Origin of the sequence: Winogradskyella helgolandensis, assembly GCF_013404085.1 — a bacterium.
GTDB classification, from domain to species: domain Bacteria; phylum Bacteroidota; class Bacteroidia; order Flavobacteriales; family Flavobacteriaceae; genus Winogradskyella; species Winogradskyella helgolandensis.
The window spans coordinates 879540-899196 of record NZ_JABFHO010000001.1; the positions used below are offsets into that span (position 1 = coordinate 879540).

A 19657-nucleotide genomic window follows, 5' to 3' on the forward strand; every position below is an offset into this window, starting at 1 on the left:
TTTTAAACTTAAAACCAATTATTTTTGCCTAAAGAAATTTTAGACATGAATATTTTAGTACTTGGCTCAGGAGGAAGAGAACACACATTTGCATGGAAATTAGCACAAAGTGACCGTTGTAAGGGACTTTTTGTAGCTCCAGGAAACTCAGGAACAAAAGCAATTGCAACGAACTTAAATATTGGTGTTACCGATTTTAAAGCCATTAAATCTGCGGTTTTAGAACATAAAATAGATTTGGTAGTCGTTGGGCCAGAAGATCCATTAGTACAAGGTATTCACGATTTCTTTTTAGAAGATGATACCATAAAGCATGTTGGAGTTATTGGACCACAACAGGCTGCAGCAGAATTAGAAGGCAGTAAAGAGTTTGCTAAAGAGTTTATGATGCGTCATAACATTCCCACAGCAGCTTATGAGAGTTTCACTAAAGCTAATGTAGAAGATGGTTACAAATTTTTAGAGACTTTAAAACCACCATACGTTTTGAAAGCTGATGGTTTAGCAGCAGGAAAAGGAGTGTTAATCCTAAACGATCTACAAGAAGCTAAAGATGAACTCAAAAGTATGTTGGTCGATGCTAAATTTGGTGACGCGAGTACCAAAGTGGTTATCGAAGAATTTTTAGACGGTATTGAATTGAGTTGTTTTGTTTTAACCGACGGAAAAGATTACAAAATTTTGCCAACGGCTAAAGATTATAAACGTATTGGAGAAGGAGATACAGGTTTAAATACAGGTGGTATGGGAGCGGTTTCACCAGTGCCATTTGCGACAAAAGAATTTTTAGATAAAATTGAAAACCAAGTTGTAATACCTACAGTAGAAGGTTTAAAGAAAGATAACTTACCTTATGTTGGGTTTATTTTTATTGGTTTAATTAAAGTTGGAGATGATCCAAAAGTAATTGAATACAATGTTAGAATGGGTGATCCTGAAACTGAAGTCGTTTTACCAAGATTAAAAACCGATTTGGTAGCTATTTTTGAAGCGATGGCAAACCAAACATTATCAGAAGTAACTATTGATATTGATGAACGCGCTGCAACAACCGTAATGTTGGTGTCTGGTGGTTATCCTGAAGCTTACGAGAAAGGAAAAGAAATTACAGGATTAGAAAATATTACAGATTCTATAGCTTTTCATGCAGGAGCAGTTGAAAACGATGGAAAAGTTATAACGTCTGGTGGGCGTGTAATAGCAATTACGTCTTATGGCAATACGTATTCTGAAGCCATAAAAAAATCTTATCAAAGTATAGAAAGTCTACATTTTGATAAGATGTATTACCGTAAGGATATTGGATTTGATTTATAGAAAAGAATGTGAAGATATACTTTTGTCTTCTTCATTATTATCATTGAATTTTTTAAGCTGTAGCATCCAATACACAAATGCAACGATGCCAATAAACATAAATATCCACGACATAATATTAGCAGCAAACCAGCTTTCTAACTCTAATGCTTTAAGTGCATCAAATGGAGCAAATAACACGTTTACAAATAAATCCGCTATTCCGTTAAAGAAATCACTCATAACTTTATAAATTTACACCAATTCTAATTTTGAATTGGGATTGAGCAGCAAAAATACAAAAAGAAATGAGACTCTTATAAATGTGTGGTTAGAATTTTTATTGGATATTTTGGGTTCAGAATGGATTATAATTTTGAGCATAGCATCGTTAAGGTTCAAAATTATAATGTAATTATGTCCGTAAAGAGGCATAAAAAAATAAATGGCATATTTATAAGCGTCTTTTTATGATTACAAGTGTTTTTAATAAATCTAAGCCCATAAACTTCATAATTGTTGCGGTTTATGTTTCCCTTTTATTTGTAATTACGAACTACAACTTACTTTTTTCGGACCTAAACACGTCTTTAGCAACGCTTTTTAAATGGGTGATTACGTTGTTTTTAGTTTTTTTAATTGACTTTATTGTCTCTAAAAATAATCTAACCCAAAGAAATAGTTACGCTATTATGACTTTTGGTTTATTGTTTGGGATGTTTCCAGAAGCAATGATGCACACAAATATATTGCTGGCTAACCTGTTTATCTTTTTTGCTTTAAGACGATTGATAAGCTTGCATTCTATCCTTCACGTTAAAAAGAAGTTGTTTGATGCGGCCTTCTGGATTGTATTAGCGGCTTTATTCTATTTCTGGGCGATTCTGTTTTTTGCTTTAGTAATTGTAGCACTAATTTACCATTCTCAAAACGATTTTAAGAACGTTATTATTCCTTTCATGGGTGCAGCAACAGTTATAATATTACTTTTAGTATATAATATTTTAGTGGATGATGTGTACTTAAAACCTACTAATTTTAAACGGTATGCAAGTTTAGATTTTACAGCTTATGATAGTAAAGAAAATATTCTAAAACTCACAGTGTTATTTACATCGTATGTATGGACGCTTGTTTACTTTTTTAAAAATATTCCAGATAAAAATAAGAAATTAAAACCCTCTTATTTCTTAATCGCTTGGGCTTCTATAATTGCTATTTTAGTGGCTATTATAGCGCCTACAAAAAACGGAAGTGAATTTCTGTTTTTATTTGCTCCCTTTTCAATAATAATGGCAAACTATATTGAAGTGATTTCAGAACGTTGGTTTAAGGAAGTTTTTGTAGCGCTTTTAGTCATTGCACCCATTGTGGGTTTATTGTTGTAACTTGTTTCCAAAGGCTAAATCACCGGCATCACCTAATCCTGGAATAATATATCCTTTTTCATTTAAACTATCATCTATAGCAGCAATCCAAAGTTTAACATCAGCATCAAAAGCATTAGACACGTAATCAACACCTTCTTGAGCACCAATAATACTTACTAGATGAATGTCTTTAGGAGTGCCAAAGGGTTTTAAAGCTTCAAATGTTGCAAGCATTGATTGTCCTGTGGCTAACATAGGATCAGCTAATATTAATGTTTTACCCTCTAAACTAGGGCAAGCTAAATATTCTACTATAATTTCAAAGCTTTCAGGATCGTGCTTATGATGTCTATAAGCTGAAATAAAAGCATTCTCCGCAGCATCAAAATAATTAAGTAATCCATTATGAAGAGGAACACCCGCTCTTAAAATGGAACATAGCACAATGTCTTTTTTATGTAAAACGGTTTCAGAAGCTCCCAAAGGCGTTTCAATATTATGAGTTTCAAACTGAAGCGATTTACTTAATTCATAACCCATAATTTCGCCAATACGTTCTATATTTCTTCTAAAGCGCATACTGTCTTTTTGAATTGTTTTATCTCTTAGTTCAGACATAAAAGTATTTAAGATTGAAGGCGTTTCAGAAAGGTTATGAATTTGCATATTACGGGAATTGGTTCAGTCGTTAAAGTTAATAATTCCTACTATATTTGTAAACATTAAATCAATTTCATTATGTTTTCACAAAAAGCAAACGCTATATTTCAAGAGGTTATTGAGACTTATAAAGTTTTAGATACCGTAGATCAGCCTTTTACAAACAAGTATGATAAAAACGATGATCTTATTGCGCATTTATTATATAGAAAATCTTGGATAGATACTGTTCAATGGGCTTACGAAGATATTATTAGAGATCCAAACATCGATCCGGTAGCAGCTTTAAAGTTGAAACGAATGATTGATGCCTCTAACCAAGATAGAACGGATACGGTTGAATATATCGATAGTTATTTTTTAAATAAATACAAAGACGTAACCGTAAAACCAGATGCTAAAATCAATTCTGAAAGTCCAGCTTGGGCAATCGATCGTTTGTCAATTTTAGCACTAAAAATTTATCACATGCACCTCGAAACTGTAAGAGATGATGCTAGTGATGCACATAAAGCAGCGTGCCAAACAAAACTTAATGTTTTATTAGAACAGCGTGTAGATTTAAGCACTGCGATAGACGATATGCTTAACGATATTTCAAATGGAGATAAGTACATGAAAGTTTATAAGCAAATGAAAATGTACAATGATAATGAACTAAACCCTGTTTTGAGGGGACAGAAATAGTTCGTGAACCTGTTGGGTTTTTAAAACCTGACAGGTTTGTACAAAATTATGCAAAAACCAAAACACATACTTGTCCTTAGGTTTTCTGCAATGGGAGATGTTGCAATGACAGTTCCTATTTTGCGAGCATTGACAACACAGTATCCCGAATTAAAAATAACAGTCGTTACAAGATCCTTTTTTAAACCCTTTTTTCAAGATTTAGAAAATGTAACCGTTTATGAACCTGATTTTAAAGGCAAGCATAAAGGTGTTTTAGGGCTTTATAAATTATCTAAAGAACTTAAAGCATTAAATTTTGATGCTGTAGCTGATCTGCATAATGTTCTACGTAGTAAAATTTTAAAGTTTTTTTTCTTCGGAAAAAAAGTGGTGCAATTAGATAAAGGTCGAGCCGAAAAAAAAGCGCTTACGACTGGTCAATTATTTCGGCAATTAAAAACCACACACCAACGCTATGCTGATGTTTTTGAAGCTTTGGGATATTCCATAGAGGTATTACAACCTGTATTTCCAAATCCAAAACAATTATCAGAAAAATTAAATGGTTTTATTTCAAATAAAGATTTCAAAACTATTGGAATTGCACCTTTTGCAGCACACGAAAGTAAGATGTATCCTTTAGCTCAAATGGAACGTGTTATTGAGGCGCTTTCTAAAGAGTACAACATCATTTTATTCGGTGGAGGAAACAAAGAAATTCAGATTTTAAATGACCTTGAAGCAAAGTTCCAAAGCGTAAAATCTGTAGCAGGAAAGTTAAATTTAGAAGAAGAACTACTTCTTATTTCAAATTTAGATCTCATGCTCGCTATGGATTCTGGTAATGCACACATGGCTGCAATGTTGGGTAAAAAAGTAATTACAATTTGGGGTGTAACGCATCCTTTTGCTGGTTTTGCACCTTTCAATCAGCCTATAGATTTTGCGCTTACCGCAGACAGAGAAGATTTTCCTTTAATACCTACCTCTATTTACGGTAATAAATTCCCTGATGGTTATAAGAATGCAGCTGGTAGTGTTTCTGAAGTAGAAATCATTTCAAAAATTAAAGCAGTTATATAAAACTTCTCGATACAATTTTTTCCTGCCTCAAAAATCACGCGAAGTGACATTATTTCTTTTAATCACTATTCGTCAGATCGAGTGACATTCGTTTTTTAGAATTTCGTATCGAGAACTTTTGATCATAAAAAGACCTTTCAGGTTTTTAAAACTTGAAAGGTCTAAGGTTTTTTAAAATTTACGTAAAATGATGTTTAGATAAGTAAGAATCCAATGATCCAAAAATCTAACTAATCTAATAATCTAGATTAAACGTCATCATAATCAACAGCCACGGTAGTTGATGTAGGATGCGCTTGGCAAGTCAAAATTAATCCTTCAGCAACTTCGCTATCTGTTAAAATATTATTCTGACGCATTTCGGCAGTACCTTCTGTAACCTTAGCAATACAACTACTACAAATTCCTCCTTGACAAGAATAAGGGGCATCGATATCTTGTTTTAAAGCGGCTTCAAGAATCGTTTGTTTTTGTGACATATTGAATTCGAATTCCTCTTCATCAACCACCACTTTGATTTTTGTTTCACCTGAAGGTAAATCAGTAGCAATATCAGAACCCGCTTCAACAGGAGCTGTAAATAATTCAAATTTAATCGCTTTTTCCTTTACACCATTTTCGATTAAAACATCTTTAACGGTATGAATCATTTGTTCTGGACCACAGAGGTAGAAGTTTTCAATCGTAACTCCTTTGTATTTATTTTTAACGATGAGGTTTACTGTGCTTTTTTCGATGCGTCCAAATAAGGCATCAGTTTCTTGTGATTGACTGTAAATAAAATGGGCATGAAAACGGTTAGCATATTGTTTTTTTAGTTGCAATAATTCTTCAATGAACATCGCGTCAGATAACGTTTTGTTACCATAAACTAATATGAAATTACTAAACGGTTCTTCCTCTAAAAGAGTTTTAGCAATACTAAGCACTGGAGTAATTCCGCTTCCGGCAACAAAGGCAGCAATAGTTCTGGTTTTGGCAGCATTAGCTTCAAATACAAAACGACCATTTGGTTCTGCAACCTCTAATACATCACCTGCTTTTAAGATAGTGTTGGCGTAAACAGAAAATGTTCCACCTTCAACAGCTTTTACAGCAACAGTAACGTTTCCGCTATTTTGAGACGCACAGATAGAATAATCTCTACGGATGTCTTCGCCATTAATAGTAGTTTTTAAGGTAATATATTGTCCGGCTTTAAAGCTAAATTTTTCCTTAAGGTTCTCAGGGATGTCAAAGGTAATGGCTACTGAACTGTCCGTTACTTTATCAACTGATTTTATAGTGAGTGAATGAAAATGTGACATTAAAAAATAATTTTTTGCAAAGATAACTAATCTTCCATAGACCTGACAGGTTTTTGAAACCTGTCAGGTATTTTTTACATACCTAAGTTTCTTATACATAAGAAAATTATGTATATATTTGTAATACGATGAGTAATTCAAAATTATATAAAGGAAGTTTAACAACCATCATTTTAAAGCTATTAAATGAGCATGATAAAATGTATGGTTACGAGATTACCCAAAAGGTAAAGGCACTGACACAAGGAGAACTTAAAATCACAGAAGGTGCCTTATATCCGGCATTACATAAGTTAGAAGCGGAAGGTTTGCTAGATGTTGAGGTCGCAAAAGTGGATAACCGACTGCGAAAATATTACAAACTCACCGAAACAGGAACCAAAGAAACCGTTAATAAGCTTGAAGAATTAGCAGAGTACATTAAAACGATGCAAGCTATAGTGAATCCAAAACTAGCTTAGACCTATCAGGTTTTTAAAACCTAGCAGGTCTTCATTTAAAATGACAATGAAATTATCTAAAGAAGACATACAATTTATTGATACGTATCTAGAGAATTCTGATGTAGTTTTTGCCGATATCAGAATGGAAATGGTAGACCATGTGGCTTCAGACATCGAAGAACGAATGGAAGCTGGGGACACGAGAGGTTTTTATAATGTCTTTAAAGGTTATATGGTTGAGAATAAAGCCCAACTTTTAAAGGATAATAAACAATTTTTAAAGTCTGCCGATAAGAAGATATGGAAGGCATTAGTGAAGGAGTTTTTTAGTCCAGTGGCACCAATATTATTTATAGTGTTTTGTACGGCTTTCTATTTACTGTCTCAAAATTATGGTATAGAGGTTTTAAAATGGTTTGTTTCCGTTATTCCATTAATAGGTTTATTAGGTTTTATGGTAACTTATATTATTTATCAAAGTATTAAAAGCTTAAAAAGATTTTCAGTAGTTGAACGCTTAGCGTTTCCATTTTATGCGTTCTACCAACTGCCTAATCTATTTTTTAATTTCTCAAGAAAAGCAGAGGGAACGAATACTATGATTTGGCTTATAGCTAGCGTGAGCATAGGTTTAACTCTAATAACACTTTTAATTATTGTCAGTGTAAAATTATTTAAGAGTTACGAAAAACAATATAAGAGCCTTGCATAAGTCATGAAACTAACCAAAGAAGAAATACAATTCATAGACGATTACCTTATTAAAAACAAGGTAAAGTATTGGGATGTGCGTTTAGAACTTCTAGATCATATTGTTTCTGCGGTTGAAGAGAAAATAACGAAAGGTGGTATGTCTTTTAATGAAGCTTTACTTCAGGTGCATAGAGGCTTTGGAAACCAGTTTATAGAATTTGGTGTTCCTAAAAACAAAATATTTGAAAGCGGATTATATCAAAGTAATATCGGATTTAAGAAGTTCATAAGAAATAAGCAGAAAGCATTGGGAAGGAAATACCGAAAAATGACATGGAACCATCTGAAAGTTAAGTTTTCTACATTTAAGTTCTGGTTAGAGTATTTGGCAATTATTTTACTCTTTATTATGCTCTATCAATTTAAACCAGAGTTATGTTTCCTTATAGGTTTATTGGTTTTAATGCTTCCTACAATATATTCAGTGTATTATTCTATAAAAGATAAGTCTACTCGAAAATCATTAAGTTTCGCAATGGCTACAAGTTCTGCGATGGCAGTGTGGTCATTATATAATCTTTCGTTTTATATCTTAAAGGATAGTTATGAGAATGTTGTAAATATGCCTCACGGGTTTTTTGTTATTGTAACATGTTTATTTTATCCTATGATTAGATCTAATATTGAGCTTTATCAGAACATATATAAAGAGAATAAGACAACTTTTAACCTTAAGTTTTTATAAATGAAACATGTGTCCATTAAAAACAATAAGAATAATCACATGAAATTAAGCGAATCCCAAATACAAGACCTCTACGCCTTCACAAGACAACATTTTGTAGAGCACTACGACTTACAAACCGAACTCGTAGATCATTTAGCTAATGACATAGAAGCACAATGGCAAGTTCTGCCCAAGCTCACTTTTGAGGATGCCAAAAACAAAGCCTTTAAGAAATTTGGCATATTTGGTTTTATGGATGCTATTGAACAAAAAGCAAAAGCTATGAATAAACGCTACATGCGTTATATGTGGACTGAACTTAAGAAATGGTTTGAGCTACCACAAATTATTGCAACGATAGGCTTGTTTCTGTTATTTTATCTAGCTTTTTCTTCTGAATTTGTAGCAATTGCTTCTGTGGTACTTTATGTTCTTATTGCCTCATGGGTTATGTATAAATCTATTCAGCTGAATAGACAGTTTAGACGCAGAAAGGAAATTTCTAACAAAAAATGGATGTTGGAAGAAATGATCTATAAACAAGCCGGAGCAACATCGTTAATTTTTCTATCTCAGATTTATAATATGTTTATAATCTCAGATGAATTTTTAACTAACATATATGCTGTCCTTGGTTTATCATTGGCGTTTACAGCTTTAGTTTTAATCAATTATATCAGCTTTGAACTCATACCCAACAAAGCCGAAAAACTACTCAACGAAACCTACCCAGAATTTAGTTTGTAACAAATTCCTGTTTTTTAATACTTACTACATAAACCAACCCATCATTACATTATGATAAAACATTTTCTCAATCTTGAATGGAAACAATATTTTCGTTCGTCGTATTGGCAAAAAAATATGGTCATCAATATCTTAATGGTATTTTTTGCGCTTTATTTTGTTGTTTCTTTTGCCGCATTAGGATTCGGATTGTTCTTTTTACTAAGGAAGGCATTTCCAGATCAAGACCCATTTATCATCGCAAACAACTATCTGTTTTATTGGATTATTGGAGATTTGCTAATGCGATTCTTTTTGCAAAAGCTTCCTGTAATGAGTGTGAAACCCTTATTAACGCTTCCCATAAAGCGTTCAACAGTGGTGAATTATGTTTTAGGAAAATCGGCAGTATCATTTTTTAACTTTCTGCCCTTATTTGCTATTATTCCGTTTAGTATCATCTTAATCGGAGAAGGTTATGATACGTCAATGATATTAACATGGATGTTTACAATGATTGTTGTAGTGCTTATTATAAATTTCATAAACTTTATAATTGAAGCATTTTCGGCTAGTTCTGAATTATCATTTTTGCCTATAGTTGCGATTGTAGGAGTGCTATTTACTTTAAATTATTTTGGAATCTTACCATTAACAACATTAATTGGTAGTGGATTCTTGGCTATTGCAGGTAATCCAATTTTGGTTTTAATTCCTATAGCGATCTTAGTTGCATGCTACATTTTCAACTTTAAAATTTTAAGAGAGAAGCTGTTTTTAGATAGCTCTTTAAAATCTAAAGTTACAGAAGTTAATGCTTCAGACTTATCATGGACAGAACGTTTTGGTGACATTGCACCATTTATGAAACTCGATTTAAAATTGATTTGGAGAAACAAACGAACCAAATCAATGGCTATGCTGTTAGTGGTTGGTGTGCTTTACGGCTTGTTCTTTTATCCACAGCCACAGTTTTTGAAAATGGAATTTATGTATGCCTTTATCGGAATATTTTCTACGGGATTCTTCCTTATTAATTTCGGGCAATTCATTCCGGCTTGGGATAGTGGTTACTACAAATTACTAATGAGCCAAAATATTAAATACGAGCAATATTTACGTTCAAAATTTATCTTAATGGTTATAAGTGTGGTGCTTCTTTTTGTATTGGGAATTCCTTATGTGTATTTCGGATATAAAATTTTAATTGCCCATTTTGCCGCAGCTATTTATAACATTGGTGTTAATACTCATGTTATTCTTTATGGTGGATCATTCAATAGAAAAAAGATTGATTTAGATAAAAAAGCAGCCTTTAACTATCAAGGGACAGGAGCTGTACAATGGATCATCGGAATTCCGTTAATGTTAATTCCAATGGCTTTATTTGGGGTGATCAATTGGCTTGTTGGTTTTGAAGCCGCATCAGCTTTATTAATCCTTCTAGGTGTTGCAGGTATTGTGTTTCATAAGAAATTAATGAAAGGCATTACTAAACGATATCTCGATTCAAAATACAAAATGATTGACGCCTTTAGTCAAGATAACTAATACATTCACAGACCATGATATATACAAAAGACCTTTCAAAAACATATAACGGAACAACCGTTCTAAAGATTGAAGAATTAACCATTCCTAAAGGCCAAAGTTTTGGTTTGGTAGGGAATAATGGAGCAGGAAAAACAACGTATTTTAGTTTGCTTCTCGATTTAATTAAACCTACCACAGGAAGTATCACTAGTAATAATGTTGTTGTAGATGAAAGTGAAGATTGGAAACCATTTACATCATCATTTATTGATGAAAGCTTTTTAATTGGCTATTTAACACCAGAAGAATATTTCTATTTCATAGGAGAACTTCGTGGTCAGAATAAAGCCGATGTAGATACGTTAACATCAAAGTTTGAAGATTTCTTTAACGGAGAAATCATTGGAAAGAAAAAATATCTTAGAGATTTAAGTAAAGGAAATCAAAAGAAAGCAGGTATTGTGGCGGCACTTATTGGTCATCCGGAAGTTATTATTTTAGATGAACCCTTTGCTAATTTAGATCCAACAACTCAAATACGACTAAAACAAATCATTAAAGACTTAGCCGAAAAACAAGGAGTTACTGTTTTAGTATCTAGTCACGATCTAACCCACGTTACAGATGTTTGTGAGCGTATCGTTGTATTAGAAAAGGGAAATGTGATTAAAGATTTAGAAACCAATCCTGCCACGTTGAAGGAATTAGAGGCGCATTTTGGAAGCACTGCCATGGCTTCTCAAGAAGAGGAATAAAAAATACAACAGATTTAAATCAGCGTAAGAACAATAAGAGGCTTGTTCCTGTAACGTCCAATACGAATGTATGGCTTTAAAGCGCTATTCATTTCAGAAATAATTCAAATTGGCATGAAAATCATTTTCATGTCAATTTTTTTATGCAAGAGTAGGTCTTTGCGTTTCCGCGACTTCGCGTGAATATTAATTTTTTAATTCATCTAATAATCCCAAACAAACTACAATCAAGTCTTTATTCTTGATTCTAACAGCGAAGCGGTCTAATATCTTCTAAAATTCAGCCTCAAATTCAAAAAGATCCTTATTTTTACCACATAACACACTAAACAGGGTGTTTTTAAGTTATCTATAATACGATATTTCCATATTAAATTGGATATCAATCTAAATAGAACCAACGTTTGAAAACCTATTACAAAATTATATTATCTCTATGTTGCGTGGTAATGCTTACCCAAAGTTGTTCGCGTAAAAAGGATAAATTCATTAACAGAAATTTTCACGCTATGGGCACAAAATACAATGTGCTTTATAACGGAAATATTGCATTAGAACGAGGAAAAGATGGAGTGAACAATGAGTTCACAGAAAACTTCTGGGACCTTTTGCCTGTGGAGCGCATGAATGTGTCCGAAGATATCTTTCTACCAGGACAAACCAAAAATGCCGATTTTGAACGCGCCGAAGAAAAAGCGATAAAAGCGATTCAGGTGCACGGAATGAATATTGACGGAAAAGAAAAAAATACGCAGATAGATGAGGCGTATTTACTTTTAGGACAAGCACGTTATTTTGATCAGCGTTTTGTACCAGCAATGGCTGCTTTCAACAATATTTTAAATAAATATCCAACAAGCGATAAAATTAATCAAGTTAAAATCTGGCGCGAAAAAACGAGTATGCGCTTAGATAATGATGCTGGTGCTATAGAGAAACTGAAACGCTTGTTAAAAGAAGAAGAAATTGAAGGGCAAGATTTAGCAGATGCTACAGCAGCTTTGGCCCAAGCTTATATCAATATAAAATCTAAAGACAGTGCATTAGCTCAGCTCGCTATTGCAGCTGAGAACACAAAGGTTAAAAGAGAAAAAGCGCGTTACCATTTTATTAAAGGGCAATTGTATAATGAATTCGGAAAAAAAGATAGTGCTAATATAGAATTTGATGCTATTATAGATATGCATCGTCAAATACCAAGATCATTTTATATCAATGCGCATATCGAAAAATCAAATAATTTTGATGCATTAAACGGTGATCAAATTGAGTTTGAAGAATACCTTACAGAATTAGAAGAAAACAGAGAAAACAGACCGTTTCTAGATAAAATTTATTACCGTATTGCAGAGTATCATCGCAATAATACATCAGATAGCATTTCTGAAGTATATTACAATAAATCACTTAGAAAAACAACCTCAGATAAGTATTTAAGAGCGCTTAGTTATGAAACTTTGGGGAACATGTATTTTGATAGAAATGTTTATAAAACCGCAGGAGCGTATTACGATAGTACAATGACAGCAATGGTTGTCAACACAAAGCCCTACCGAATTATAAAAAAGAAGCGCGAAAATCTTGATGATGTTATATATTATGAAGGTATTGCGCAAACCAATGATAGTATTTTAAGAATGGTAAGTTTGCCAAAATCGGAGCAATTAGCACTCTATACAAAATACGCAGAAGATCTTCAGCTAAAAGCTTTAGAGGCACAAAAGCAACAAGAAGAAGCTTTAGAAAGACAAAAAAATCAGGCAGCTCCAGCGACAGGATTAGATCAAAATAATAAAACAGCTTCAAGAAGTTTAAGAACTCCACCAGGAACCTCTAGAGTGACTCCTTCTAGCGGAATAGGCAATAGTGCTAGTAGCTTTTATTTTTATAATACAACTACCGTAGCTTATGGTAAAAATGAATTTTTAAAACTTTGGGGAGAACGTAAACTACAGGATAATTGGAGATTTAATGACCAACGAGCGGATATTGAGAATACGACAAAAGAAGATGAGTTAGCAGATATAACGATTAAAGACAAACGTTTTGACCCTGAAACCTATTTGGCGTCATTGCCAACACGTCAAAGTGAAATTGATAGCATTGCTACAGAACGAAACTATGCGTATTATCAATTAGGAATTATTTATAAAGAAAAATTTAAAGAGTTTCAACTTGCAAAATCTAAGCTAGAAAATCTTTTAATAAACAATCCTGAAGACCGATTAATATTACCTTCAAAATATAACCTGTACCGTATTTATATAGAATTAGGATTAAATCAAAAGGCAGAAGCTATGAAAATAGCGATTATCCAAGACTATCCGGAATCGCGCTATGCTGAAATTCTATTAAATCCACAATCCGAATTATCTAAGGATGAAAACAGTCCTGAAGCCATTTATACAAAACTCTACAAACAATTCGAAAACGAAGATTATGAAGGCGTAATTACGGAAGCTGAAGCGCAGATTAAAAGATTTGAAGGTGACGATTTTGTGCCAAAGTTTGAAATCTTAAAAGCCTCGGCTAAAGGGCGGCTTTATGGCTTTGAAGCTTATAAAGAAGGGATTAACTATATTGCATTAACTTATGCCAATACTGAAGAAGGTAAAAAAGCACAAGAAATTTTAAAAGATGCCATTCCTGTTTTAGCAAAAAAGGAATTTGTATCAGATGATGATGCGGATAAATTCAATGTGATATTTCAATTTGAAAATAATTCAGGTGAAGATATCGAAGCCTTTATTACGACTTTAAACGAGGAAGTAGCGAAAATAGAATACTTTGATCTTACGGTATCAAAAGACCTTTACGATAAAAATACAACCTTTGTGGTAGTGCATGGTCTTAAAAGTATTAATGGGGCAAAGGGATTTGGAGAATTGCTTAAATCAGAAGAAAAAGATAAAAGAGGACGTGTTATAAAACCAAAAATTACCCGACCTTACTTTGCTATTTCGTCGCCAAATTATGCGATTATCCAACGGCATAAAAACTTAATCGCGTATTTAGAATTACAGTAATTTAAAACCAAATCAACATGTTTTCTCCAGACAGAAAAAAACAAAAAGACCAATCAACTATGGAATCAACTACGCAACAAAATATTATAGCGCAAGGCACTAAAATTGTAGGTGACATTGCAAGCCAAGGCCCATTTAGAATTGACGGAACTGTTGAAGGTAACGTAAAGACTTCTGGTAAAGTGGTGGTAGGAAAATCAGGTTATATAAAAGGTACTTTACAAGGTGAAAATGCTGATTTTGAAGGTAAATTTTCAGGTAAGCTTATATTATCTGGAACATTATCATTAAAATCCACAGCACATATTGAAGGTGAGGTTCATATTACCAAATTAGCCGTTGAGCCAGGAGCAACGTTTAATGCGACTTGTAGTATGAAAGGGACAGTTAAATCATTATCTGAGCCCGTTAAGCAGCAATCTACACAAGCTCAAAGTGTCCAAAGCAAATAAAGGGCCTAACAAGTTTATTAGGTTTACATCTGTGGCGTTTCAAATGGGAGGCACTATTTTTCTTGGAAATTATTTAGGTCAATGGCTAGATGCAAAGTATGACAAGGATTATTTAGAAACTACAATAACACTCCTTTCAGTTTTTCTGTCCATGTATTTGGTAATTTCTCAAGTTATTAAAATGTCTAAAGAAGATGATTAAATCACTACTAAGCTACATAGTATCGTTTGGGATGCTATTTTTAATTATTCATTATTCCCAAGAGTATTTAATTAGTCAGTATAAAACTGTTATTAGATTTAATTTGTGGGACACCAATGTTTTTTTTGCTATGGCATCATTATTAATATGTGTCCATTTTCAATTCTTCTCACTTCTAAAAAACTTAGAAACACAGTTGGGTTTTATTTACCTACCAACACTTTTTATAAAAGGTGTTCTGTTTTATGTCGCTTTTAAAGATTCTGTATTCAATATAGAGGTATTAAGTATGGCAGAGCGACTGAGCCTTTTGGCTCCATTACTCTTGTTCTTAGGCTTAGAAGTGTATTTTATCGTAAAAATTCTCTCAAAAATCGACAAATAAATAATAGATATAAAAACATATTGTTATTTTAATAAATTCCGTACTTTTGCACGGAATTTGAGAAGAGTATTTTTTAGAGTTTATTACAATGAGGATAGTTCAACACAGTTTAAAATGTTTAGCAATAGCAATTTTGATGTTTTTACCAACATCTATTTTTGCTTATAGTGCTAGTGGAGATGGTGGTCAAGTTTCTGGAAAACAGAACGTAGAAGCCTATATTCTACATCACTTAAAAGACTCACACGATTTTAATTTGTTTTCGTACACCGATGATTCTGGTGAACGCAAACATTTTGGTGTTTCGCTACCAGTAATACTTTGGTCATCAGAAGGATTGGTGACGTTTATGTCTTCTGAGTTTCATCATGATGATGAAGGTAAAGTTGTCGTTGAAAAAAACGGACTTAAGTTTACAAAGATTCATTCAAAAATCTACGAATTAGAAAAAGATGCTACTGCTGTTAATTTTGATGCAGATCATCATGCTACTAACGGAACAAAGGTTCTAGACTTTTCAATCACAAAAAGTGTTGTTGGTATCTTATTAATAGGTTTACTAATGTTGTTCTGGTTCTCTAGGTTAGCAAAACAATACAAGAAAAAACAAATCCCTACAGGTTTCGGACGTATTTTAGAGCCATTAGTACTCTATGTGCGTGATGAAATTGCACGTCCAAATATTGGGGAAAAGCACTACCGTAAATTTACAGGTTACTTATTAACTGTATTTTTCTTTATATGGATATTAAACTTAGCTGGTTTAACGCCATTAGGTTTTAACGTTACAGGTCAATTAGCAGTAACAGCATGTTTAGCAATCTTTACGCTTATTATTTATACTATAAGTGGTAATAAAGATTATTGGATGCATATATTATGGATGCCAGGAGTGCCAATTTTTGTGAAGCCAATATTAGCGGTTATCGAATTGGTAGGTGCGTTTATCATTAAGCCTTTTTCATTATTAGTACGTTTGTTTGCAAATATTTCTGCAGGGCACATTGTATTAATGAGTTTAATAGCTATCATGTTTACACTTAAAGAATCTTTAGGTGTTGTTGGTGCAACTAGTTTATCGTTTGTATTATCATTTTTCCTTTTATTAATCGAATTATTAGTAGCGTTTTTACAAGCGTATATTTTTACAATGCTTTCAGCTTTATTTATTGGAATGGCTGTAGCAGAACACGATCATGAGCATGAAGAGCATGCTCACGAAATTTCTTCAGATGTAGAAGATGTGAGAGGAGATTTTATTTAACAAGAATTTTTTTAATTTAATTTTATATATCAATTTTTATGGAACCAGTAACTTACAATTTAATTGGAGCAGGATTAATCGTAATCGGAGCAGGTATTGGACTTGGTCAAATCGGTGGTAAAGCAATGGAAGGTATTGCTCGTCAACCAGAAGCGGCAGGTAAAATCCAAACAGCAATGATTATTGTTGCAGCACTTTTAGAAGGTTTAGCATTTGGTGCTTTATTCTTAGGAAAATAAGAACCAAATCAAATTTACAAAAACACTATCCTGTAACGGTTGGTTGCAGGACGTGTTTTTAAATTAAAAAAAGAATTAACACCTAATTAGTTAATAGGATGGAAACATTATTAAACGATTTTTCACCAGGTTTATTTGTAGTATCAACAATATTGATGTTGGCGCTAATAGCGTTGATGGTGAAGTTTGCTTGGAAACCAATTTTGACGTCTTTAAATGAAAGAGAAGAAGGTATTCAAGGTGCTTTAGATGCAGCAGAAAAAGCGAAACGTGAAATGGCTAATCTTCAGGCTGATAACCAAAAGTTATTACAAGAAGCAAGATTAGAAAGAGAAACAATGCTTAAAGAAGCACGTGAGCTTAAAAGCAAAATGATAGCAGATGCTGAAACACAAGCACAATCACAAGCTAACAAAATGATTGCGCAAGCACAGGAAGCAATTGTAAGCGAAAAGAAAGCAGCTATGGCTGAATTAAAGAGTCATGTTGCAGGTTTATCTTTAGAGATTGCAGAAAAAGTAGTGCGTAACGAATTATCTAACAAAGACAAGCAAGTAAAATTGATTGAGGATATGTTAGGTGAAGCAACTTTAAACTAATTAGTTATGTTAGGATCAAGAGCAGCAATAAGATATGCTAAAGCGGTTTTAAGTTTAGCAACAGATCAAAAATCTGGGGAAGCGGTAAGTGGTGATATGAAATTAATCACTGATACTATCGCTCAGAGTGAAGATTTAAATCAGATGCTTCAAAGTCCTGTAGTAACATCTTCAGATAAAAAGGCTGTATTGTTAGCTGTATTTAAGGATGCAAACGTTGCAACTACTAATTTAATAGATACGTTAATCGCAAATAAGAGATTACCTTTATTAAATGATGTGGCATCAAGTTATATCTATTTATACGATGAGCAAAGAGGAAGCCAAGTAGCTACGGTTACAACAGCAATTCCTTTAACTGATGAGTTAAAAACGAAAGTGCTAGCTAAAGTTAAAGAGCTTACAGGTAAAGACGCAGAGTTAAAAAATATTATTGATGAAAGCATTTTAGGTGGTTTCATATTAAGAGTTGGAGATATTCAGTATAATGCTAGTATTTCAAACAAACTGAATACATTAAAAAAAGAATTTACATTAAATTAATAAGTTATAAGTCGGTATCTTTCTAAAAACTAACGACTAAAAACTAAAGACTAAATAAGATGGCAGAAGTAAATCCAGCTGAAATATCAGCAATCTTAAAACAACAACTTTCAGGTTTTGAAGCAGGTGCTTCATTAGATGAAGTAGGAACGGTATTAACTGTCGGTGATGGTATTGTACGTGCTTACGGATTAGCTAATGTGCAATATGGCGAATTAGTTGAATTCGATGGTGGTGCAGAAGGTATTGTACTTAACCTTGAAGAAGATAACGTAGGTATTGTACTTTTAGGAACTTCAGTAGGAATTAAAGAAGGTTCTACAGTAAAACGTACTGACCGTATCGCATCTGTAAAAGTAGGTGAAGGTATTGTTGGACGTGTGGTAGATACTTTAGGTAACCCAATTGACGGTAAAGGACCAATCGCTGGAACAACTTACGAAATGCCTTTAGAGCGTAAAGCGCCAGGTGTTATCTATAGAGAGCCAGTAACAGAGCCATTACAAACAGGTATTAAAGCAATTGATGCGATGATTCCAGTTGGTAGAGGACAACGTGAGTTAGTAATTGGTGACAGACAAACTGGTAAAACAGCAGTTTGTATTGATGCTATCTTAAATCAAAAAGAATTTTACGATGCAGGTGAGCCTGTATATTGTATATATGTTGCTATTGGCCAAAAGGCTTCTACTGTAGCTTTAATTGCTAAGACATTAGAAGAAAAAGGTGCTTTAGCATACACAACTATAGTAGCTGCAAATGCATCTGATCCTGCTGCAATGCAAGTTTATGCACCGTTTACAGGAGCATCTATTGGTGAGTATTTTAGAGATACTGGTAGACCAGCTTTAATTGTATTTGATGATTTATCAAAACAAGCCGTTGCTTACCGTGAGGTATCTTTATTATTAAGACGTCCTCCAGGACGTGAGGCATATCCTGGTGATGTATTTTATTTACACTCAAGATTATTAGAGCGTTCTGCAAAAATCATTAATAATGATGCTATTGCTAAAGAAATGAATGACCTTCCAGATGTTTTAAAACCTTTAGTTAAAGGTGGTGGTTCATTAACAGCTTTACCAATTATTGAAACTCAAGCAGGTGACGTTTCAGCATATATCCCAACCAACGTAATCTCTATTACTGATGGTCAGATTTTCTTAGATGGTGATTTATTTAACTCTGGTGTTCGTCCGGCAATTAACGTAGGTATTTCTGTATCTCGTGTTGGTGGTAATGCTCAGATTAAATCTATGAAGAAAGTATCTGGTACTTTAAAATTAGATCAAGCTCAGTACCGTGAATTAGAAGCGTTTGCTAAGTTTGGTTCAGATTTAGATGCTGTTACTTTAAACGTAATTAATAAAGGTAAGCGTAATGTTGAAATCTTAAAACAAGCGCAAAACGATCCTTTTAAAGTAGAAGATCAGGTAGCAATCATTTATGCTGGTTCTAAGAACTTGTTAAAAGATGTTCCTGTTGAGAAAGTAAAAGAATTTGAAAGAGATTTCATAGAGTTCTTAAATGCAAAGCATAGAGATACTTTAGATTTACTTAAAGCTGGTAAATTAACTGATGAGGTTATTGATACATTAACAAGTGTAGCAAAAGATCTTTCAGGAAAATATAAATCATAAAGTTATAAGTTTAGAGTTATGAGTTAAAATTTAGCTTACTCATAA

At 33.2% G+C, this 19657-nt stretch carries 22 protein-coding genes; 19 read left to right on the top strand and 3 right to left on the bottom strand.

Annotated features, from left to right (window positions below; all coding sequences use genetic code 11):
- The first annotated feature begins 45 nt into the window (after positions 1-45).
- Positions 46-1317, top strand: coding sequence for a phosphoribosylamine--glycine ligase (gene purD / locus HM992_RS03550; RefSeq protein WP_179321026.1), 1272 nt, complete (start codon positions 46-48; stop codon positions 1315-1317).
- On the opposite strand, the gene HM992_RS03555 is transcribed toward purD, so the two are convergent.
- Positions 1312-1539, bottom strand: coding sequence for a DUF6341 family protein (locus HM992_RS03555; RefSeq protein ID WP_178986376.1), 228 nt, complete (start codon positions 1537-1539; stop codon positions 1312-1314). The two genes, purD and HM992_RS03555, sit on opposite strands and share 6 nt — an antisense overlap.
- Before the next feature lie 227 nt (positions 1540-1766).
- Here HM992_RS03555 and HM992_RS03560 point away from each other — a divergent pair, with 227 nt between their 5' ends.
- A complete protein-coding gene (locus HM992_RS03560; RefSeq protein ID WP_179318737.1) occupies positions 1767-2684 on the top strand; it encodes a DUF6427 family protein in 918 nt (305 codons plus the stop codon).
- Here HM992_RS03560 and upp read toward each other — a convergent pair.
- Positions 2673-3332, bottom strand: coding sequence for a uracil phosphoribosyltransferase (upp, locus tag HM992_RS03565; protein ID WP_178986374.1), 660 nt, complete (start codon positions 3330-3332; stop codon positions 2673-2675). The two genes, HM992_RS03560 and upp, sit on opposite strands and share 12 nt — an antisense overlap.
- Before the next feature lie 72 nt (positions 3333-3404).
- On the opposite strand from upp, the gene HM992_RS03570 reads away from it, so the two are divergent.
- Together HM992_RS03570 and HM992_RS03575 are read left to right on the top strand one after the other, a co-directional pair.
- Complete coding sequence (locus HM992_RS03570; RefSeq protein ID WP_179318738.1) at positions 3405-4013, top strand: DUF4254 domain-containing protein; 609 nt, start codon at positions 3405-3407, stop codon at positions 4011-4013.
- A 48-nt stretch (positions 4014-4061) separates the two neighbouring features.
- On the top strand, positions 4062-5078 hold the full coding sequence (locus tag HM992_RS03575; protein ID WP_229720436.1) for a glycosyltransferase family 9 protein: 1017 nt from the start codon (positions 4062-4064) through the stop codon (positions 5076-5078).
- A 248-nt stretch (positions 5079-5326) separates the two neighbouring features.
- Here HM992_RS03575 and HM992_RS03580 read toward each other — a convergent pair whose 3' ends face one another.
- The gene (locus HM992_RS03580; protein WP_179318739.1) at positions 5327-6385 is read right to left on the bottom strand and encodes a ferredoxin--NADP reductase; all 1059 of its coding nucleotides are present in this window, start codon (positions 6383-6385) and stop codon (positions 5327-5329) included.
- Between the two features lie 128 nt (positions 6386-6513).
- Between HM992_RS03580 and HM992_RS03585 the strand changes: the two genes are divergently transcribed.
- The 15 genes from HM992_RS03585 to atpA all read left to right on the top strand — a co-directional run bounded on the left by HM992_RS03585 (position 6514) and on the right by atpA (position 19612).
- Positions 6514-6846 (top strand): PadR family transcriptional regulator, encoded by a 333-nt coding sequence (locus HM992_RS03585; protein WP_179318740.1) that lies wholly within the window; start codon positions 6514-6516, stop codon positions 6844-6846.
- Positions 6847-6892: 46 nt separating this feature from the next.
- A complete protein-coding gene (locus HM992_RS03590; protein WP_179318741.1) occupies positions 6893-7540 on the top strand; it encodes a hypothetical protein in 648 nt (215 codons plus the stop codon).
- A gap of 3 nt (positions 7541-7543) precedes the next feature.
- Entirely contained in the window at positions 7544-8266 is a 723-nt protein-coding gene (locus HM992_RS03595) for a hypothetical protein (RefSeq protein ID WP_179318742.1), read from the top strand.
- A complete protein-coding gene (locus HM992_RS03600; RefSeq protein ID WP_229720437.1) occupies positions 8267-8995 on the top strand; it encodes a hypothetical protein in 729 nt (242 codons plus the stop codon). It begins immediately after the preceding gene.
- A 51-nt stretch (positions 8996-9046) separates the two neighbouring features.
- A complete protein-coding gene (locus tag HM992_RS03605; RefSeq protein ID WP_179318743.1) occupies positions 9047-10525 on the top strand; it encodes a DUF5687 family protein in 1479 nt (492 codons plus the stop codon).
- Between the two features lie 14 nt (positions 10526-10539).
- Positions 10540-11262 (top strand): ABC transporter ATP-binding protein, encoded by a 723-nt coding sequence (locus HM992_RS03610; RefSeq protein ID WP_179318744.1) that lies wholly within the window; start codon positions 10540-10542, stop codon positions 11260-11262.
- Between the two features lie 449 nt (positions 11263-11711).
- Entirely contained in the window at positions 11712-14288 is a 2577-nt protein-coding gene (porW, locus tag HM992_RS03615) for a type IX secretion system periplasmic lipoprotein PorW/SprE (protein ID WP_179318745.1), read from the top strand.
- 17 nt (positions 14289-14305) lie between these two features.
- The gene (locus HM992_RS03620; protein ID WP_178986365.1) at positions 14306-14740 is read left to right on the top strand and encodes a bactofilin family protein; all 435 of its coding nucleotides are present in this window, start codon (positions 14306-14308) and stop codon (positions 14738-14740) included.
- The gene (locus tag HM992_RS19875) at positions 14724-14942 is read left to right on the top strand and encodes an AtpZ/AtpI family protein (protein ID WP_244954718.1); all 219 of its coding nucleotides are present in this window, start codon (positions 14724-14726) and stop codon (positions 14940-14942) included. The genes HM992_RS03620 and HM992_RS19875 overlap by 17 nt, the downstream gene beginning before the upstream one ends.
- Complete coding sequence (locus tag HM992_RS03630; RefSeq protein ID WP_179318746.1) at positions 14935-15327, top strand: DUF6168 family protein; 393 nt, start codon at positions 14935-14937, stop codon at positions 15325-15327. The genes HM992_RS19875 and HM992_RS03630 overlap by 8 nt, the downstream gene beginning before the upstream one ends.
- An 88-nt stretch (positions 15328-15415) precedes the next feature.
- A complete protein-coding gene (atpB, locus tag HM992_RS03635) occupies positions 15416-16591 on the top strand; it encodes a F0F1 ATP synthase subunit A (protein ID WP_179318747.1) in 1176 nt (391 codons plus the stop codon).
- A gap of 38 nt (positions 16592-16629) precedes the next feature.
- Positions 16630-16830: an ATP synthase F0 subunit C gene (atpE, locus tag HM992_RS03640; RefSeq protein ID WP_020896353.1), complete on the top strand. Its 201-nt coding sequence runs from the start codon at positions 16630-16632 to the stop codon at positions 16828-16830.
- Positions 16831-16928: 98 nt separating this feature from the next.
- A complete protein-coding gene (locus HM992_RS03645) occupies positions 16929-17429 on the top strand; it encodes a F0F1 ATP synthase subunit B (protein ID WP_178986362.1) in 501 nt (166 codons plus the stop codon).
- Positions 17430-17435: 6 nt separating this feature from the next.
- Positions 17436-17972, top strand: a complete 537-nt coding sequence (atpH, locus tag HM992_RS03650) for an ATP synthase F1 subunit delta (protein ID WP_179318748.1) — start codon at positions 17436-17438, stop codon at positions 17970-17972.
- Positions 17973-18031: 59 nt separating this feature from the next.
- Entirely contained in the window at positions 18032-19612 is a 1581-nt protein-coding gene (gene atpA / locus HM992_RS03655; protein ID WP_178986360.1) for a F0F1 ATP synthase subunit alpha, read from the top strand.
- The last annotated feature ends 45 nt before the right edge of the window (positions 19613-19657 follow it).

What these genes read in the sequence shown, in the direction of transcription:
- purD (WP_179321026.1), top strand. Translation starts at nt 46, where the DNA reads ATGAATATTTTAGTACTTGGCTCAGGAGGAAGAGAACACACATTTGCA.
- HM992_RS03555 (WP_178986376.1), bottom strand. Translation starts at nt 1,539, where the DNA reads ATGAGTGATTTCTTTAACGGAATAGCGGATTTATTTGTAAACGTGTTA.
- HM992_RS03560 (WP_179318737.1), top strand. Translation starts at nt 1,767, where the DNA reads ATGATTACAAGTGTTTTTAATAAATCTAAGCCCATAAACTTCATAATT.
- upp (WP_178986374.1), bottom strand. Translation starts at nt 3,332, where the DNA reads ATGCAAATTCATAACCTTTCTGAAACGCCTTCAATCTTAAATACTTTT.
- HM992_RS03570 (WP_179318738.1), top strand. Translation starts at nt 3,405, where the DNA reads ATGTTTTCACAAAAAGCAAACGCTATATTTCAAGAGGTTATTGAGACT.
- HM992_RS03575 (WP_229720436.1), top strand. Translation starts at nt 4,062, where the DNA reads ATGCAAAAACCAAAACACATACTTGTCCTTAGGTTTTCTGCAATGGGA.
- HM992_RS03580 (WP_179318739.1), bottom strand. Translation starts at nt 6,385, where the DNA reads ATGTCACATTTTCATTCACTCACTATAAAATCAGTTGATAAAGTAACG.
- HM992_RS03585 (WP_179318740.1), top strand. Translation starts at nt 6,514, where the DNA reads ATGAGTAATTCAAAATTATATAAAGGAAGTTTAACAACCATCATTTTA.
- HM992_RS03590 (WP_179318741.1), top strand. Translation starts at nt 6,893, where the DNA reads ATGAAATTATCTAAAGAAGACATACAATTTATTGATACGTATCTAGAG.
- HM992_RS03595 (WP_179318742.1), top strand. Translation starts at nt 7,544, where the DNA reads ATGAAACTAACCAAAGAAGAAATACAATTCATAGACGATTACCTTATT.
- HM992_RS03600 (WP_229720437.1), top strand. Translation starts at nt 8,267, where the DNA reads ATGAAACATGTGTCCATTAAAAACAATAAGAATAATCACATGAAATTA.
- HM992_RS03605 (WP_179318743.1), top strand. Translation starts at nt 9,047, where the DNA reads ATGATAAAACATTTTCTCAATCTTGAATGGAAACAATATTTTCGTTCG.
- HM992_RS03610 (WP_179318744.1), top strand. Translation starts at nt 10,540, where the DNA reads ATGATATATACAAAAGACCTTTCAAAAACATATAACGGAACAACCGTT.
- porW (WP_179318745.1), top strand. Translation starts at nt 11,712, where the DNA reads ATGCTTACCCAAAGTTGTTCGCGTAAAAAGGATAAATTCATTAACAGA.
- HM992_RS03620 (WP_178986365.1), top strand. Translation starts at nt 14,306, where the DNA reads ATGTTTTCTCCAGACAGAAAAAAACAAAAAGACCAATCAACTATGGAA.
- HM992_RS03630 (WP_179318746.1), top strand. Translation starts at nt 14,935, where the DNA reads ATGATTAAATCACTACTAAGCTACATAGTATCGTTTGGGATGCTATTT.
- atpB (WP_179318747.1), top strand. Translation starts at nt 15,416, where the DNA reads ATGAGGATAGTTCAACACAGTTTAAAATGTTTAGCAATAGCAATTTTG.
- atpE (WP_020896353.1), top strand. Translation starts at nt 16,630, where the DNA reads ATGGAACCAGTAACTTACAATTTAATTGGAGCAGGATTAATCGTAATC.
- HM992_RS03645 (WP_178986362.1), top strand. Translation starts at nt 16,929, where the DNA reads ATGGAAACATTATTAAACGATTTTTCACCAGGTTTATTTGTAGTATCA.
- atpH (WP_179318748.1), top strand. Translation starts at nt 17,436, where the DNA reads ATGTTAGGATCAAGAGCAGCAATAAGATATGCTAAAGCGGTTTTAAGT.
- atpA (WP_178986360.1), top strand. Translation starts at nt 18,032, where the DNA reads ATGGCAGAAGTAAATCCAGCTGAAATATCAGCAATCTTAAAACAACAA.